The sequence below is a fragment of the Lentzea albidocapillata genome, assembly GCF_000719115.1.
GTDB classification, from domain to species: domain Bacteria; phylum Actinomycetota; class Actinomycetes; order Mycobacteriales; family Pseudonocardiaceae; genus Lentzea; species Lentzea albidocapillata.
Genome location: NZ_JOEA01000016.1, coordinates 1 through 16671 on the forward strand (window position 1 = coordinate 1; position 16671 = coordinate 16671).

The following is a 16671-nucleotide window of genomic DNA, read 5'->3' on the forward strand; positions in this document are numbered from 1 at the left end:
CAGCGACAAGAACAAGACCACCGGGTAGAACATCACCAGGACCCACCACCTGCGGAATTACTTGAGCGCAGGCCCCGGGAATAACTTGAGCGTTCACAGCTTTCCAGCGCGCTCGGGCGGTTGGACGCGAGGGAGTTCCCAGGTGGATTCTGTGCGCGCAGTCGGCACAGTGGGCGGATCGCCTTCGTCAGGCCCCTCGTCGTCCTGGAGGTCCTCCAAGACGGCCTGAATCTCGTCATTCGCCCACACGGCCTCGTGTGCTGCCTCTCGGGCCAGTCGGACGTACCTACGTCCGAGCACGACCACGTATGCGAGTGGCAGCACGAGCCAGAGCACGAAGAGTGCGATTCCGCCCGCGTCCTTGGCCAGTTCGCTCCACACCGTCAACCACCCGCCTCTGTCCGCATGAACGAGGCACTCGAATGACCCGATTGGATCGGGTCTGTGCCAGACTGAAATCAAGCCTGACGTTGACCCAGGCGGTTGAACATGACACGCGGGTGCCATATGCGCGCCGTTTGGGCGCCACGGTGGCTGGAGGTTCGGATGACCGGGACGACGTTGACGGAGACACCGGCGCGCACGGTGCTCGAAGAGCGGATCAAGACCGGTCTGAAGATGACCTACGAGGAATTCGTGGAGCACGCGATGGAGTTCGCGCGCATCCACGACGAGCCGGGCACCCTCAGCGTGCGCCACCTTCTGCGGTTGGTCGCCGGCGTCCGGAAGGACGGAACGCCTTTGGGATCGATGCGTCCGGCGAACGCCCGGCTGCTGGAACGCATCTTCGACCTACCGATCTCTCAACTCCTCTCGCCGCCCGAACGAACGACCCGGCAAGCCGACGGTCACCCGTTGCGGGTCGCAATCGCGGTCGTGTTGAGAGGGTCCGAAGTCCTCGTTGTGCGTCGCCGCGGAGACGATCTTGGATCGACCTCGTGGCAGTTTCCGGCTGGAATGGTCAAGCCTGGTGCTGCCCCGGAAACGATCGCCGTGCGGGAGACGCTCAGCGAGACCGACGTTCATTGCGTCGTGCGTGGGGGACTCGGGACGCGGCTGCATCCGGCTACGCGGGTCCTCTGCGACTACGTGCTGTGCGACTACGTCGCCGGCGTCGCGAAGAACGTGGACGACTTCGAGAACGCCGACGTCATGTGGGTGGACAAGTCCAGCTTGGTCGGGCTCATTCCCGCCGAACGCATCTACCGGCCGGTGTTGAAGGCACTGGACCTGTAGCGCTTTACTTACCCGCACGCTTGCTCTTCAGGCTGACCACGTTCGCGAAGCTCGACTCACTCAGCGGGGCCACGACCGCGCGCTTTCCTCGGCTCGCTGTGACGAGCCCTGCGGCCTTCAGTTCGGCAACTGCGCGGTTCGCGGTTCCTGCCGCCACGTTGTAGCGCTGACAGAGTTCGACCACCGTCGGAAGGTTGTCACCCGGCTTCAACGCGCCGCACACGATCGCGCCACGCAAGTCAGCGGCGATCTGTTGGTAAGGGCCGCGAATTTCGGGCTCCACGGTCGTGGTGGCCGAACCGTCCATGTCGATGGTCACGGGAACGGTCGGCATCCTGCCCCGAAGATTTCCGGCCGCGCGCTGATCGGCTTCCGAGACCCAGGCTGAGTAGACCTTCAATGTCGTGGCACCGCCGCCACCGTGTCCCAGGCGTCCGGCCACCGTTCGAGGGTCCACACCCGCGCTGATGAGTTCGGTGGCCGAGTAGTGCCGCAGTGAGTGGAGATCGGTGTCAATGTCCAGCTTGTCGCAGAGTCGGGAGTACCGCTGCGACACGGTGTCCGGCTTCCAGTAGGTGCTGTGGTCGACCGAGTTCGAGAAGATCCGGCCGTCACGCTCGATCGTCTGGGCGAACTCCTTCGCGCTCTCCTCGCAGCGCTGGCGATACGCGCGGAGCAACGCCACCGTTTCCTGGTCCAGCGCGATTCGGCGTTGCTGGTGCGTCTTGGTGTCCTTCTCCCAGGTCTCCTTGCCTTCCTGGCCGATGCTCGTCTTGATCTGAAGCACCGCCCGGTCCAGATCCAGGAGGCTCCATCGAAGCGCGCACATCTCTCCGCGACGTGCACCCGTGACCATCGTGAGCCAGACGAACACGCCCCACGTGAAATCGCGGAACGCCGCGTTGAGGACGGCCGCCGCTTCCTCGGGCTCGGGAGGGTGAGGGTTAGGCGTGGGCGTCGGAGGTGCCTCCGCCTGGTCCAGTGGATTCACCCGGAGCCAGTCCCACTTGACGGCTCGCTTCAACGCGCCACCGAGGATCGAGTGAATCTGCCGAATGGTCGAGACGCTTAGGCCTTCGCAGCTATGCGGCCTGCACTTCTCGTTGCACGCATGGTCCCGTTTGGTTCGGTGCTCGATGAACTTTCCCTTGCCGCCGCAGTGAGCGCTGCAAGCGCGCAACGTCGCGTAGAACGAGTCGATCGTGTGAGCGTCCAGCTTCGCGACCTTCACATGCCCGATCAGGGGCTTGATGTGGTTTCGGATCTTCGACTCGTATCCGAGGCGCGTGCTCTTGTCGACGTTGATTTTCTCCAGGTAGTCGTCCATGAGCTTGTCCACGGTCGCGCTCGTTCGCGGACCACGCTGCTCGTCCACCTGATTGAGAAACCTCGTGCGTACCCGCTCCGCTTCCTTCGCGAGCTCGGGGTGCGTGTGCGGGATGGTTTCCGTGAGGAAGTGCTTCTTGCCCGTCAGAGCGTCTCTCCCGGCGTAGACGCGCACCTTCAGCGAGCCGCTGGGGAGCGGGAGGATCTCGCCCCGCTGCTGGGGCTTGGAGGGGGTCTTCCGAGGGCACATGGAGCCAGAGTACGACGCCTAGGCTCCACGTTTGGCTCCACAAACGGGGGCTAAGATCAAGAATGAAAGTGGCCGCTGACCTGTCTGTGCAGGTCAGCGGCCATATTTTCCAGTGCCCCTGGCAGGATTCGAACCTGCGACCTCGGGATTAGAAGTCCCTCGCTCTCTCCACTGAGCTACAGAGGCTGGAGGGGTGCGAAAGTGGCCACGAAGCGTGGCCACCGGTGCCCCCACCGGACACATCGTCCGGAGTCGATCGACTGTTTCGGCCCTACGTCCAAACGGGTGACGAAAACAGTCTAAACGTGACACGGATCACGTTCGTGGGGCCGTTGAGGCTCTCTCCACGAGGGAAACGTCGAGTCTCGTTGGCCGTGGTGGTCTCCCGCCGGCCAGTAATTTCAGCGCCAGCTCGCCGGCTCGGCGGCCCTTGTCGGCCAGGGGTTGACGCACCGTAGTCAACGGCGGGTCGCTGTAGGCCGCTTCGGGGACGTCGTCGAAGCCGACGACCGAAAGGTCTCCCGGGACGGTCAACGTCAGATCGCGGGCCGCTTGGAGGGCGCCGAAGGCCAGTTGGTCGGATGTGCACAGCAAAGCGCTCGGGCGCGGCGTGCGGGTGAGTAGCCACCGCGCGCCGAGACGTCCGAGTTCGCGATCACTGCCGCGCGCCTCCCACACCGGAACATTGTCCGGTTTCACCCCGTCTTTTTCCAAAGTGTCGAGGTAGCCGCCCAGGCGGTCTCGGCTCACTCGGAACGGTACGTCCGAACGGCGCTCGTGCGAGACCGGTCCGGATAGGCCGTCCGGGCGCAGTGCGAAGGTCAGGATGCCGAAGCGCAGGTGTCCCAGTGCGAGCAGGTGTGCCGCGGCCGCGCACGTGCCGGTGTAGTCCTGCACCTCTACTCGCGCTGAGTCCGGCAGTACCGGCTGGTCGATCACCACGAGCGGCAGTCCGCGGGCGGCGACGGCGTCCAGGGCCGGGGCCGAGTCGGGTAGTGAGTAGGCGACCATCACGTCTGCCTGTGCGCGCGACACGATCGATGGGCGCGGACCGCCCGTGGAGTTGCCTGGCATCAGCACGAGGCTGTGGTCGTGGCCGTCGACGGTCTGGGCCAGGCCGTCGAGCACGATCGACAGCGCCGGGTCCGAGAACGCGCCGGACAGGCCCTGCGGCAGCATGAAGCCCACGGCGGCGGACGAACGGGTCGCGAGTGAGCGGGCTACCGGGTCGGGGCCCGCGTAGCCGAGGGAACGCGCTGTTTCGAGGATGCGTTCGCGCAGTGTCGACGACAGCTGATCAGGCCGGTTGTACGCGTTCGACACCGTTGCCCTGGAGACCCCGACGGCTGCGGCGACGGTGTCCAGCGTCGGCCTGCGTCGGCGGTCGGAGTCCACGGACGCATCGTATGCGAGAGATCGCACCCCCACTGCTGGCGCTGCTGAAGCGCTTCAGTCATGCTGGAACGCATGTCCCCACGCCTGGCCACGTTCGTCGTCTTCCTCTTGAACGGGGCCGTCTTCGGCACCTGGGCCTCCCGCGTGCCCGCGCTCGCCGAACAGATCGGCGCGGAGGTGGGCAGCCTCGGCCTGGCGTTGCTCGGGGCGAGCATCGGTCTGGCGTTCACGGCCCCGTTGGCGGCACGGATCTGTGCGGTCCACGGGTCGCGTGGGGTCCTGATAGCGAGCAGCCTCCTCAGTCCGCTGCTTCTGCCCGTGCTCGCGCTGTCGGAGTCACCGCTGCAGTTCGGACTGACGCTCATCGCGCTGGGAGCGAGCGTCGCGGCGATGGACGTGTCGATGAACGTCGCGGCGGTCGTCGTCGTCCGCGCCTTGCAACGGCCGCTGATGCCGCAGTTCCATGCCGGCTTCAGTGTGGGCGGGCTCATCGGGTCGTTGGGCAGCGCCGCGGCCGCTCAGGCGCACTGGACGCCCATGAAGCACTTCGTCCTGGCGGCTGTCGTCGGCGTACTGGTGACCGCGCTCATCGCGAAGCGGATCCCCGGAGGAGTAGGGGAGCGTCATAGGGAAGAAGTCACCGAACGAGCGAACGTGCTCAAGAGCCCTGTCCTCTGGCTGTTGGCGAGCGTCGCGCTGTGCAGTGCCATCGCGGAGGGGGCGGCGGCGGACTGGTCGGCGTTGTTCATGGTGCGTGAACGCGGAATGGGCGACGCGGCGGGCGCATACGCCTATGCGGGCTTCTCCGTCACGATGGCGCTCGCACGGTGGTTTGGCGAACCGATCCAACGCCGCTTGGGCTCGCACCGCCTGCTCGCCGTGGGTGGAGGCCTGGCCGCAACGGGTCTGGCGCTCGCGGTGCTCGTCCCGTTCCCCGCGGCCGGCTACGTCGGGTTCGGGCTGGCCGGACTGGGGCTCGCGTTCTCGTTCCCCGTGGTCATGGACCTCGCGAGCGAGACCGGCAAACGTGCGGACGGCAGCGGTGGCGAGCGTGAACTCGGGCTGGTGACGACGATCGCCTACACCGGGTTTCTCGCGGGACCGCCGATCGTGGGCGGGCTCGCGCACGTCAGTTCTCTCGTGGTCTCGCTCGGGTTCGTGGCGCTCGTCACGGCGCTGATCATCCCGACGACCCTGCTGGCCCGGCGGGCGGCTAGGCAGGCGGCATCCGTTTGAGCGCTTCCACGCTGAGCAGCACGAGCAGGAGAAGGACAGAACGTCTCACACGGCGCAACACCAGAGGGTCGTAGGCTCCGGGGCGTGGCAATCGAACGCTCCACCAGAACGGGTTTGGTGCCCCTCGTCGTCATCGGCTTCTCAGTGGCGGCCCTCGCGGCCGTCGCGCTGAGCTCGTTCGAGAGCAACCCTCCAGTCGGGGTGCAGATCGTGCGAGTGCTGACCGAGACGGGCGCGGTGGTGACCATCGGCTCGTTGTTGCTGGCGGCGTTCCTCGTACCACCGCAGAAGTCCGGCACTCTCGCAGCGGACGGCTACGCCGCGATGCGCACCGCCGGGTGGTTCGCGCTCGTGTGGCTCGTGGGTGCCCTGCTGTCAGTGCCGTTCACCACAGCGGCCGCGATCGACCGTCCGGTGAGCTCGTTCAGCTTCAGTCAGATGGTCGCGACGGCGATGCTGCTGGAGCAGTCGAAGGCGTGGCTCCTGACGGCGATCATCGTGGCGTTGCTCGCTCTGGGCTGCCGTCTGGTGCTGTCGTGGGGATGGACGACGGTTCTGCTGTTCGGTGCCATCTTCGCGTTGGTTCCGGTCGCGGTCACGGGACACTCGTCGTCCGGCGGCTCGCACGACATGGCGACGAACAGCCTGTTGTTCCACCTCGTCGCCGCGGTGCTGTGGGTGGGCGGCTTGATCGCGTTGCTCGCGCACGGCAGGCGTGGCGGCGCGCACCTTCCCCTCGCCGCGACGAGGTTCTCGAAGATCGCGCTGGTCTGCTGGATCGTGATGGCTGTCTCGGGTGTGGTGAACGCGCTGGTGCGCATCACCCCGGTCGACCTCGTGACGTCCACCTACGGCTGGCTGACGCTCGGGAAACTGGCGTGCCTGCTGCTGCTCGGCGTGTTCGGCTACTTCCAGCGCGAACGCGGTGTGAAGGGCGTGGTCGACGGCAGGCCGCACGCGTTGCTCAAGCTCGCCGGCCTCGAAGTCCTGCTGATGATGTTCACCATCGGCCTGGCCGTGGCGCTGGCCCGCACGCCTCCTCCCGGCGGCAGCACCGAACTGCCCAGCCGCACGGAGATCGCGATCGGCTACGACCTCGACGGCCCGCCGACGCTCGCGGCCATCCTGTTCGACTGGCGCTTCGACCTGGTCTTCGGCACCGCGGCGCTGGCGATGGCCCTGCTTTACGTCCTGGGCGTGCGCAGGCTGACCAAGCGCGGCGACAAGTGGCCTGTGGGCCGCACGGTTGCGTGGCTGTGCGGGTGTTTCTCGCTGTTGTTCGCGACGTCGTCCGGCCTGGGCCGGTACTCACCGGCGATGTTCAGCGTGCACATGGAAGCGCACATGGTGCTGTCCATGCTGACGCCGATCCTGTTCGTCCTGGGTGGACCGGTCACGCTGGCGTTGCGCGCGTTGCCGGTCAGCAAGGAGGTACCGGGGCCGCGGGAGTGGGTGCTGGCGTTCGTGAACTCACCGGTCGCACGCCTGCTGACGAACCCCTTGGTGGCGCTGGCGTTGTTCGTCGGCTCCTTCTACGCCCTGTACTTCTCGGGGCTCTTCGAGGCCGCGCTGCCGTTCCACTGGGCGCACCTCGCGATGAACGCGCACTTCATCCTCGCGGGCTACGTCTTCTACTGGCCCGTGATCGGTGTGGACCCGTCCCCGAACAAGCTGCCGCCGCTCGGCCGGTTGGGGCTGCTGTTCGCGTCGATCCCGTTCCACGCGTTCTTCGGCGTCGTGCTGATGAGCTCCGCGAACGTCATCGGCGAGCAGTTCTACCGAGGCCTGGCGTTGCCGTGGGTGCAGAACCTGCTGGAGGACCAGCGGCTCGGCGGCGGCATCGCGTGGGCGGCGGGCGAGATCCCGTTGCTGGTGGTCATGGTCGCCCTGCTCACGCAGTGGGCGCGGCAGGACGGCCGTGACGCGAAGCGGTACGACCGCAAGGCCGACTCCGATGGTGGAGCCGACCTCGAGGCCTACAACGCGATGCTGCGGAAGATGGCCGGCAAGGACTAGACGGACAACGGCCTGCGGAAGCCGCGGACCGCGAAGAACGCGCCGATCGCCGCGATCACGCCGCTCGTGACCAGCGCGCCGGCCACGCCCGTGACGGGGTGGGCGAGCGCCAGGCTGCGGGCGGCGTCGACGGCGTACGTCAGCGGATTGACCTTCGCGACCGCCTGCAGCCAGCCCGGCAGGCCGCTGACCGGCACGAACGCGCTGGACGCGAACATCAGCGGGAACATCGCCAGGAAGCCGACGGTCTGCATGAGCTCGGCCTTGCGCACCCACGCGGCGATCGCGATGAACACCCAGCTCAGCGCCCAGCCGACGACCAGCGCCAGGCCCAGCGCGGCGAGGGTGCCGAGCATGCCGCCGTCCGGGCGGAACCCGAACACCAGGACGCCGAACGCGATCATCAGCACCAGCTGGAACGCCGTGCGGACGGCATCGGACAGGTTGCGCGCCAACAGAACCGTGCTCGGGCGAATGGGCAGCGAACGGAACCGTGCGAGCACACCGTTCGACATGTCCTGCACGAGCCCGATGCCGGACGCGAGAGAGGACTGCATCGCGGTGTTCACGAGGATCGCGGGTAACAGGAAGTTGATGTAACTCATGCCCGGCGGGAAGTTCGCCGTGGACGTGATGCTGCTGAAGATCTGGCTGAACAACGTCAGCATGATCAACGGCTGCAGGATGCTGAAGAAGACGAGAGCGGGCGTGCGCAGCAGTGCGCGCAGAGAACGGCCAGTCAGCACGAGGACTTGCGTCGGGTAGCTGCTGCCGTGCCAGGTCAAGGTCGCCATGATTCCCCCTAGTTCGCAGCGAGAGTGAGGTAGACGTCGTCCAGCGTTGGCTCCTTGAGGCCGATTTCATGCGCCTCCAAGCCGTTGTCGTCCAACGCGCGCACGACTGTCGCAAGGTCGCGTGACGCGCTGACGGGGGTCGTGAGCGTGAGGCCTTCCGCGACGGGGTGGAGCCCCACGGAGGTGATGGCCGTCAGTGCGGTGTCCACTTCGGACACCGAGTCGAGCGTGACGGTGACCGTGCGCTGGCCGACCTGGGCCTTCAGCTCGGCCGAGGTGCCGGACGCGACGACCTTCCCGTGGGACAGCACGGTGATCGAGTCGGCCAGGCGGTCGGCCTCGTCCAGGTACTGGGTCGTGAGCAGCACCGTCGTGCCGTCCGCGACGAGCTTCTCGACGATCTCCCACATCGCGAGGCGGCTGGCCGGGTCGAGACCGGTGGTCGGCTCGTCCAGGAACAGCACGTCGGGGTTGCCGACCAGCGACGCGGCCAGGTCGAGACGGCGGCGCATGCCGCCGGAGTAGGTCTTGGCGTTGCGCTTGGCGGCGTCGGTGAGGTCGAACTGCTCCAGCAGGTCGTCCGCACGCGCGTGGGCCTGCTTGCGGCCGGCGCCGAGCAGGCGGGCGATCAGGACGAGGTTGTCGTGGCCGCTGAGCTGCTCGTCGACGGCGGCGAACTGGCCGGTCAGGCCGATGCGGCTGCGGACCTCGTGGCTCTGCTTCACGACGTCGAACCCCGCGACCCTCGCGCTGCCGCTGGACGGGGGCAGCATCGTGGTGAGGAGGTTGACCAGCGTGGTCTTGCCGGCGCCGTTGTGGCCGAGGAGGCCGAGAACGGTGCCCTTCTTCGCGGTGACGCTCACGCCGTCGAGCGCGTTCACGTCGCCGAACTTCTTGCTCACCTCATGGGCTTCGATCATGAGCTCAGACATCTGTTCCCCCTGTTTTGAGTGCTCCGTGCAGGAACAGCTCCACGATGGCGGCGGGTTCGGCGGCGATCTGGCCGAAGCCGGAGCCCATGCGGTTCGTGAAGACGGCGCCGAGCAGCATCCGCCCGGCGAGATCGGGGCTGACGCGCAGTTCCGCGTCGCCGAACAGGCCGGCGACGGCGTCGGACAGCTGCTGCATGCCGATCGGCGGTCCCTTGTGCTTCTTGTGGTCCTCGTCGCGCGGCTGGTAGCCGGACTCGCGCAGCGCGCCGATGACACCCCACATGCGGTCGAGGTAGCCGCTGAACGTCGTCACTCCCGCGGTGAGCCGCTCTTCGAGGGGCACGTCCGCCGGGATCGCTTCGAGGAGCGCGACCTCTTCGTCGGAGTGCAGCGCGCGTTGGATGCACGCGTCGAGCAGCTCTGCCTTGTCCTTGAAGACACGGAACACCGTGCCTTCCGCGATTCCGGCCGCGGCGGCGATCTGGCTGGTGGTGACGTTCGCGCCGGCCTTCACAACGAGCGGCAGCGTGGCCTGGACGATCGCTTCGCGGCGGTCTTCCGGGCTCATCGCGGGGGCGCGGCGGCGGCGTGGTTCCTCTGACACGTCCGCAACTGTATGAGTGAGTACTCACTCATGTCAATGAGTGGGCGCTCACTCACTCGTCTCGCTCCAGCGCCGCGCTAGCACGGACCCCCGACAATCCTGCGGTTCGAGGCCGTTCAAGATCTCGACCTGTCCACAACCCGCGAGTTGCCCACAGATTCGCTGCCGCCCCACCCCGGCCACCCGCCTCCGGAGCAACCTGGACCAGAACCCCGCGACCTGGAGGCAAGCCCGATGTCCTGGAATTCCACCGTGATCACCGTTGTTGGCACTGTCGTCAGCGACATCACGTACAAGCACGGCGAGGACGGCAAGACGAACGCGTTCTTCCGCATCAACTCGACCGAGCGCCGGTACAACACGGCGATCGGCGACTGGGAGGACGGCGAGACGTTGTGGCTCGGTGTGTCGTGCTGGCGCAAGCTCGCCGACAGCGTGAAGACGACGCTGTCCAAGGGTGACCCCGTGATCGTCCAGGGCAAGCTGCGGATCCGTCACTACGAGAAGGACGACGTGAAGCGACAGGCGTTCAGCCTGGACGCGTTGCACGTCGGGCTGGACTTGAGCCGAGTGCAGTCACTGGGCTCCGCCCCGCTCGTTGAACCGCGAGCCGCCGAAGATCTGGCCGAGGAACCCGTTCCGTTCTGAGCCGTTCGGGGCAACCCGGTTCCGGAGTTCGGGAACCCGCCCGTACCGGCGTCGTCGCCGGAGAAGAATGCACGTACCGAGATCCACGAAGGAGGGAAGCTCGTAGATCGGGGCCGCCGGGAACCGATCGCCGAGAGTCGTTCACGTTCGAACGGAACGGGCTGGTCACCGAGTCGCGTGACGCTCGATCCGGACGTGCGCGCCTGCTTGTCGGCGACCGAGGTCAGGAGCCTCTGGGCACCGCTCTACGATCGCCGCCATGGCCGAGTTCATCTACACCATGAAAAAGGTGCGCAAGGCGCACGGTGACAAGGTCATCCTCGATGACGTCACGATCATGTTCTACCCCGGCGCGAAGATCGGTGTGGTCGGTCCCAACGGCGCCGGCAAGTCGAGCGTGCTCAAGATCATGGCGGGGCTGGACACACCTGGCAACGGTGAGGCCTACCTGGCCCCCGGCTACACGGTGGGAATCCTGCAGCAGGAGCCGCCGCTCAACGAGGAGAAGACCGTCCTCGGCAACGTCCAGGAGGGCCTGGGCGAGATCAAGGTGAAGCTGGACCGCTTCAACGAGATCGCCGAGCTGATGGCGACCGACTACTCCGACGAGCTGATGGAGGAGATGGGCAAGCTCCAGGAGGAGCTCGACCACGCGAACGCGTGGGACATCGACTCGCAGCTCGACCAGGCGATGGACGCCCTGCGCTGCCCGCCGCCGGACGCCGACGTCACCAAGCTCTCCGGTGGTGAGCGCCGCCGTGTCGCGCTGTGCAAGCTGCTGCTGAGCAAGCCCGACCTGCTGCTGCTCGACGAGCCCACCAACCACCTGGACGCGGAGAGCGTCCTGTGGCTGGAGCAGCACCTCGCGCAGTACACCGGCGCCGTGCTCGCCGTGACCCACGACAGGTACTTCCTGGACAACCTGGCCGAGTGGATCCTCGAGATCGACCGCGGCAAGACCCATCCCTACGAGGGCAACTACTCCACGTACCTGGAGAAGAAGGCCGAGCGTCTCGCGATCTCGGGCAAGAAGGACCAGAAGCTGCAGAAGCGCCTCAAGGACGAGCTGGAGTGGGTGCGCTCCGGCGCCAAGGCCCGCCAGGCCAAGTCGAAGGCGCGTCTCGACCGCTACGAGGAGATGGCGGCCGAGGCGGAGAAGACCCGCAAGCTCGACTTCGAGGAGATCCAGATCCCGCCGGGCCCGCGTCTGGGCAACGTCGTGGTCGAGACCGAGAAGCTCAAGAAGGGCTTCGGCGACCGGGTCCTGATCGACGGGCTGTCGTTCACGTTGCCGCGCAACGGCATCGTCGGCGTCATCGGCCCGAACGGCGTCGGCAAGACGACTCTGTTCAAGACGATCGTCGGTCTCGAGAAGCCGGATGCGGGCGTGGTCAAGGTCGGCGAGACGGTGCTGCTGTCCTACGTCGACCAGAACCGCGGCGGCATCGACCCGAAGAAGAACGTGTGGGAGGTCGTGTCCGGCGGACTCGACTACATCCACGTCGGCAACGTCGAGATGCCGTCTCGCGCGTACGTCAGCGCGTTCGGCTTCAAGGGCCCGGACCAGCAGAAGCCCGCGGGCGTGCTGTCCGGTGGTGAGCGCAACCGCCTGAACCTCGCGCTCACGCTCAAGCTCGGCGGCAACCTGATCCTGCTGGACGAGCCGACCAACGACCTGGACGTCGAGACCCTCGGCTCGCTGGAGAACGCTCTCGAGCAGTTCCCCGGCTGCGCCGTGGTCATCTCGCACGACCGGTGGTTCCTCGACCGCGTCGCCACGCACATCCTCGCGTGGGAGGGCACGGACGAGGACCCGTCGAAGTGGTACTGGTTCGAGGGCAACTTCGAGGGCTACGAGAAGAACAAGCTCGAGCGCCTGGGTGCGGACGCCGCAAGGCCGCACCGTGTCACGTACCGCAAGCTGACACGGGACTGAGAGGGCAACGGCGACGTCGTGGCGGCGAGGGGCGAGACGCAGGCGAACGTCGAGGTGAGCACGCTGGTCGTGCCCGCCTGGATGCTGCGTTGGCGAGCACCCGAGCTCGCTCTGGTGCTCGGCGAGCGCGCGGTTGCGCTCGCCTCCACCCGCCGCGACGAAGCCGACCGCCTGCGCGCGGAGTCGCTCGTGGTCTTCGCGGGCAACCGCATGGGCCGCGGCGTCCGCGTCACCGACAGGGCGATCGACGCCCTGAAGGCGGCGGAGGCCGCCGGTGAGTACGAGACCGCCTGGCTGCTGCGAGTCGAACTCGCGGCGTGCGCGCGGTCCGTGGGAGCCCCGCTGACGGGGTTCGCGGCGGTCACGCCGGTGCTCGAAGCGCCGGACGTGCCCGCGGAACTGCGGGCGTCCGCGCTGGTGCAGGCCAGCGAATGCCTCGTCACGGTCGGCCGCGGCGACGAGCCCACGCGGGCCCTCGCCGAGGCGGACCAGCTCTACGTCGCCGACGCGACACTCGACCACGACACACGGCTGCTCCTGCGCGGCCTGATCCGCGCGGTGCAGGCCGCGCAGCACCGGCGGTGGGGCGATCTCGCCGCCGCCATCGGTGCCGCGCGGGAAGGCCTCGACCTGCTGAACAGGTTCTCCGATCCGTGCGCGGACAGCGGCCAGGCCGCCGGCCGGCTCACGCTGGAGCTGGTGCTCTCGCTGATGGACGCGAACCGCCTGCTCGACGCGAGCGAGGTCGGCGCGCCGCTGCTCGACCGCCCGGTGCGTGCGCCGTCGGCGTCCGCGGTGGGGTGGTTGCGCCTGGCGCTGGCCACGCGCGTGCACCTGCCCGCCGGCAGGGTCGCGCTGGCAAGGGAGATGCTGCGCGAGGCAGCGGTGAGCGCCGAACGCCACCAGCTCGACACGGTGCTGGCCGAAAGCCTGCTCGCACTGGCCCACGTGCACGAGGTGTCCGGTGAACTGGCCGACGCGCTGACGAACCTGCGCTCCGCCCACGCCGCCGAACGCCGCCGTGCCCGCGCCGTCTACGCGGTGCGCGCCCGGCTCGCCGCCGAGTTCTCCGGCGTCCACCGCCAGCCCGCCGATCTGCACCAGCAGCTGGCGAGCGTGCTCCGTCCCGCCGAGGGCACGCAGGTGGTCACCGACGGCGTGCTGTCCGCCGCTCTGAAGCAACAACTCCGGCAGTGGCGCCCGGTCCAGGTCCGCAAGGGCGACGGGCTGAAGGTCAAGCGCGTGCGGCGCGCTGCCGAAGACATGACCGTGGAAGGTTTGTCCGCGGCCCGACAACACGCCGCCGATCGGTGGCGCATGGTCCAGCCGTTCGGCGAGCCCGATGACAAGACTCCGGAAGCCGTGGAACCGCCACCCGCACCCCTGCCGTCATCCTCTTCGTCATCCTCCTCCGACCGCACCGTCCCCGCCTCCGGCCTGATCGCGTCCGCGGGCGCGATGGTGAGCGGCCGCCGCCGTGCCGCCCGCGTGGCCTCCGGCGAGATCGACGACGACCGGCCGACCACCATCGCCGAAATTCCCATCACACCAGCGCTTACCGAGCCAGAGCCGCAGCAGGAACAGCCGCCGCTCACCATCGAGCAGGAACGCAAGCGCAAGGTCGAGCAGCAGCTCATGGAGCTGCAGCGCGAGGCCCGCCGCCAGATCGAGGCGGAACGCGCCGCCCGCGCCGAACAGCGCGCCCAGGCCGAACGCGAAGCCCAGGCCGCCGAGGAAGCCGCTCGCCAGGAGGCCGCACGTCAAGAAGCGGCCCGCGAAGAGGCAGCGCGTCAGGAAGCCGCCAGGCAGGAAGCCGCGCGGCGAGAGGAAGCTGCTCGGCAGGAAGCCGCCCGCCAGGAGACCACGCGTCAGGAACTGGCCAGGCAGGAATCCGCTCGCCAGGAAGCCGTGCGCCAGGAGGAAGCCCGGCGCGAGGCAGCGCGCCAGGAAGCGGTCCGCCGCGACGTCGCGCGTCAGGAAGCGGCGCACCAGGAGGTCACCCGCCAGGCCGTCGAACGCGAGAAGACCGCCAAAGAGGCTGTTGCCCGCGAGGAAGCGGCTCGTGCGAAGGCCGCCGCGCGCGCCGAGGCGTCCGGATCCCAGTCGGAGAGCGTGCTGGACATGCTCAAGGCCCAGGGCCTGCGAGCGGGCGGCCGCCGCCGCGCCCGTGACACCGAGCCCGAGGCCAAAACCCCGTCGTGGCGCGTGGAACCCCCGTCGGGCCTGCGCCAGGACAGCCCCGCCGCGGAACCGTCGCAGAACTACTTCGAGGACTCCGGCATCTCCGCGCGCCCCGGCTACTACGGCGACCCGGACAGCCCGGGCCGCTCGGGCCTCGCCGCGGCGTTCTCCCATCCGCCGGCGGCCCCGGACTTCGGCCCGCACGTCGACGAACCGGCGTACCCGCTGCAGACCCCGGCGGCCGGTTTCCCGGCCGCCGCCGACCCGGACGAGCGCAAGCTCCCGGACCTGGACTTCAGCGGTCTCGACTTCGGCACCCCGAAGCCGAAGCCCGTCGCCTCCATCCCCGTCCCACCCGTTCCGCCGGAAGCGCCGGACCCGGAGCCCGAGCACAAGCCGCTCCCGGACGACCCGATCCCGTCCGTGCCGGTCCCGGCCGAGATCCCGCCGGCCCCGGAACGGGACCTGGTGTCGGCGACGTTCCTGAGTTCGGCGGACGTGGACGACGACCCCTCGGACATCCCCACGACCCCGGTGCGCGTGCAGTCGCAGCCGGACCAGCCCCAGCCGGCGTCCGGTGCCCAGACCAGCTTCGGCACGCAGACCACCTTCGGCACCCAGTCCTTCGGCTCCCAGCCTGCCTTCGGTACCCAGTCGGGCTTCGGCGCCCCGGCGGTGCACAGCGCCCAGCCGGCCTACGGCACCGATGTGGCGTCCCCCGCCGGGCAACCGGCCGAGCTGGTTTCGCCTGACTCCGATGCGCCGACCGAGAAGAGCTTCCGCGCGGTCGGCGAGCCTGACCCGGCAGGCGACGCAACGCGCACTACTCCGGCGAGCGAGCCGCCCGACCGGTCGGGCCGCCCCAGCAGCCGCCGCAGGCCGAGCGACCTGAGCCTCGCCGACCTGCTGGCCGAAGCGCTGGTCGCCTACGAGACAGGCCGTCGCTCCGACGAGGAACTGCTCGAAGTCACGGACCTGAACTCCTCGGCCTGGTCGGCCACACCACCCGGTCCGGACGGCACAACGGCAGACCAGCCGGCCCGCCCCGCCGAAGCCGAGCCGCCTGCCGGCGCGGACCCGGCGCTACGGCCGGGGGAGTCGTTCGGCGCGGGCACCGATCTCCAGGCCGCCTCGCAGCCGGCCACGGAAGCCACGCCCAGCTCGGCCGCCTACGTCCAGCCAGGCGGCGCTCAGCAGGCCTCGCCGGACGCGGTGTCCGGTTCGGTCCGCTCGTTCGGTTCCCAGCAGGATTCGGCCGCGGAGGCCGTGTCTTCGTCGGACGCGCTGTACGGCGCGGGCCGTCCGTTCGGTGCGCAGCAGGACTCGACGGCGGATGCTGCGGCCTCGCCGGACGAGTTGTCCGGTTCGGGTCGGCGATTCGGCGCCCAGCAGGATTCGGCGGGGGACACTCCGCCGAGTTCGGAGGGGTTGTTTCGGCCGGGCCTGTCTTTCGGCGCCCAGCAGGATTCCGAGGCAGCGGACTCGAGGTTCGGTTCGGGGCAGCGTTTCGGTTCCCAGCAGGACCCGGTGGCGGAAACCCCAGCCAGTTCGGAGGGGTTGTTTCGGCCGGGTTCGTCCTTCGGCGCCCAGCACGACTCGCCGGCTTCGTCGGACGCGCTGTTCGGCTCGGGCCAGCGTTCCGGTGTCCAGCAGGACTCGGCGGCGAACACTTCGCCCAGCGCGGACGCGCTGTTCGGCTCCGGCCAGACCTTCGGTTCTCAGCAGCCCCCAGCGGAGTCGCCCGAGCAGCCGTCGATCCAGGAGTCCTACTTCCTCGCGCAGCCGGAGCCGGAGTCCGCGCAGGAGAAGACCGGGCCGATCGCCGCGGTGCCAGCGGCGTCGGACAGCGAGACCACCGGTCCGATTCGCCCTTTCCGGGCGGACGGGCCTGCCGGCTGGACGCTGCCGGGGGCGTGAGGTGGTCAGCACCACACCTCAAGCCTTGCCCAACCCCGCCGGCCCGGTGCCGGGCGAGGAGTCGCGGGAGCGGCTGCACGGCGACCAGTGGTGGGCCGGTCGGTGATGTTCTGCGGTTCGGCGGTGGTCACGATGCCGCCGGGCCCATGATCGGATGAAAGCTGCGGACCGACCGGGTGTCGGGGCCGGTGGAGTTCGCC

Annotated in this window: 11 protein-coding genes and 1 tRNA gene; 6 read left to right on the top strand and 6 right to left on the bottom strand. The window is 68.6% G+C overall.

All coding sequences use genetic code 11. The annotated features are described in order from the left end of the window. Positions 1-546 precede the first annotated feature (546 nt). Positions 547-1236: an NUDIX hydrolase gene (locus IG04_RS44255; protein ID WP_051770697.1), complete on the top strand. Its 690-nt coding sequence runs from the start codon at positions 547-549 to the stop codon at positions 1234-1236. A 4-nt stretch (positions 1237-1240) separates the two neighbouring features. On the opposite strand, the gene IG04_RS0125895 is transcribed toward IG04_RS44255, so the two are convergent. From IG04_RS0125895 to IG04_RS0125905, 3 genes are all read right to left on the bottom strand, one after another. Then, complete coding sequence (locus IG04_RS0125895; protein WP_051770699.1) at positions 1241-2812, bottom strand: tyrosine-type recombinase/integrase; 1572 nt, start codon at positions 2810-2812, stop codon at positions 1241-1243. Positions 2813-2925: 113 nt separating this feature from the next. Then, positions 2926-2998: transfer RNA gene (locus tag IG04_RS0125900), tRNA-Arg, on the bottom strand. Between the two features lie 129 nt (positions 2999-3127). Next, entirely contained in the window at positions 3128-4207 is a 1080-nt protein-coding gene (locus tag IG04_RS0125905) for a LacI family DNA-binding transcriptional regulator (protein ID WP_030479319.1), read from the bottom strand. A 72-nt stretch (positions 4208-4279) separates the two neighbouring features. Between IG04_RS0125905 and IG04_RS0125910 the strand changes: the two genes are divergently transcribed. Further along, complete coding sequence (locus tag IG04_RS0125910) at positions 4280-5443, top strand: MFS transporter (protein WP_030479320.1); 1164 nt, start codon at positions 4280-4282, stop codon at positions 5441-5443. A gap of 84 nt (positions 5444-5527) precedes the next feature. Continuing rightward, complete coding sequence (locus IG04_RS0125915) at positions 5528-7459, top strand: bifunctional copper resistance protein CopD/cytochrome c oxidase assembly protein (protein ID WP_030479321.1); 1932 nt, start codon at positions 5528-5530, stop codon at positions 7457-7459. Here the strand turns inward: IG04_RS0125915 and IG04_RS0125920 are convergent. Genes IG04_RS0125920 through IG04_RS0125930 form a run of 3 tightly spaced genes read right to left on the bottom strand, consistent with a single transcriptional unit; the run spans position 7456 to position 9789 of the window. Beyond that, positions 7456-8253, bottom strand: coding sequence for an ABC transporter permease (locus IG04_RS0125920; protein WP_036015906.1), 798 nt, complete (start codon positions 8251-8253; stop codon positions 7456-7458). The two genes, IG04_RS0125915 and IG04_RS0125920, sit on opposite strands and share 4 nt — an antisense overlap. Positions 8254-8261: 8 nt before the next feature. Beyond that, positions 8262-9185 carry a daunorubicin resistance protein DrrA family ABC transporter ATP-binding protein gene (locus tag IG04_RS0125925; protein WP_030479323.1) on the bottom strand — a complete coding sequence of 308 codons (924 nt, stop codon included), beginning with the start codon at positions 9183-9185 and terminating at the stop codon, positions 8262-8264. Continuing rightward, complete coding sequence (locus tag IG04_RS0125930) at positions 9178-9789, bottom strand: TetR/AcrR family transcriptional regulator (RefSeq protein ID WP_030479324.1); 612 nt, start codon at positions 9787-9789, stop codon at positions 9178-9180. Before IG04_RS0125930 ends, IG04_RS0125925 begins: the two co-directional genes overlap by 8 nt. Before the next feature lie 252 nt (positions 9790-10041). Here IG04_RS0125930 and ssb point away from each other — a divergent pair, with 252 nt between their 5' ends. The 3 genes from ssb (at position 10042) to IG04_RS48675 (ending at position 16471) form a co-directional block, all read left to right on the top strand. Further along, a complete protein-coding gene (gene ssb / locus IG04_RS0125935) occupies positions 10042-10437 on the top strand; it encodes a single-stranded DNA-binding protein (RefSeq protein ID WP_159460530.1) in 396 nt (131 codons plus the stop codon). A 259-nt stretch (positions 10438-10696) separates the two neighbouring features. After that, the gene (gene ettA, locus IG04_RS0125940) at positions 10697-12373 is read left to right on the top strand and encodes an energy-dependent translational throttle protein EttA (RefSeq protein ID WP_030479326.1); all 1677 of its coding nucleotides are present in this window, start codon (positions 10697-10699) and stop codon (positions 12371-12373) included. A gap of 18 nt (positions 12374-12391) precedes the next feature. Next, the gene (locus tag IG04_RS48675) at positions 12392-16471 is read left to right on the top strand and encodes a histone H1-like repetitive region-containing protein (RefSeq protein WP_030479327.1); all 4080 of its coding nucleotides are present in this window, start codon (positions 12392-12394) and stop codon (positions 16469-16471) included. Positions 16472-16671: the final 200 nt, after the last annotated feature.

Coding starts and splice junctions, on each gene's coding strand:
- IG04_RS44255 (WP_051770697.1), top strand. CDS start 547: ATGACCGGGACGACGTTGACGGAGACACCGGCGCGCACGGTGCTCGAA.
- IG04_RS0125895 (WP_051770699.1), bottom strand. CDS start 2,812: ATGTGCCCTCGGAAGACCCCCTCCAAGCCCCAGCAGCGGGGCGAGATC.
- IG04_RS0125910 (WP_030479320.1), top strand. CDS start 4,280: ATGTCCCCACGCCTGGCCACGTTCGTCGTCTTCCTCTTGAACGGGGCC.
- IG04_RS0125920 (WP_036015906.1), bottom strand. CDS start 8,253: ATGGCGACCTTGACCTGGCACGGCAGCAGCTACCCGACGCAAGTCCTC.
- IG04_RS0125925 (WP_030479323.1), bottom strand. CDS start 9,185: ATGTCTGAGCTCATGATCGAAGCCCATGAGGTGAGCAAGAAGTTCGGC.
- ettA (WP_030479326.1), top strand. CDS start 10,697: ATGGCCGAGTTCATCTACACCATGAAAAAGGTGCGCAAGGCGCACGGT.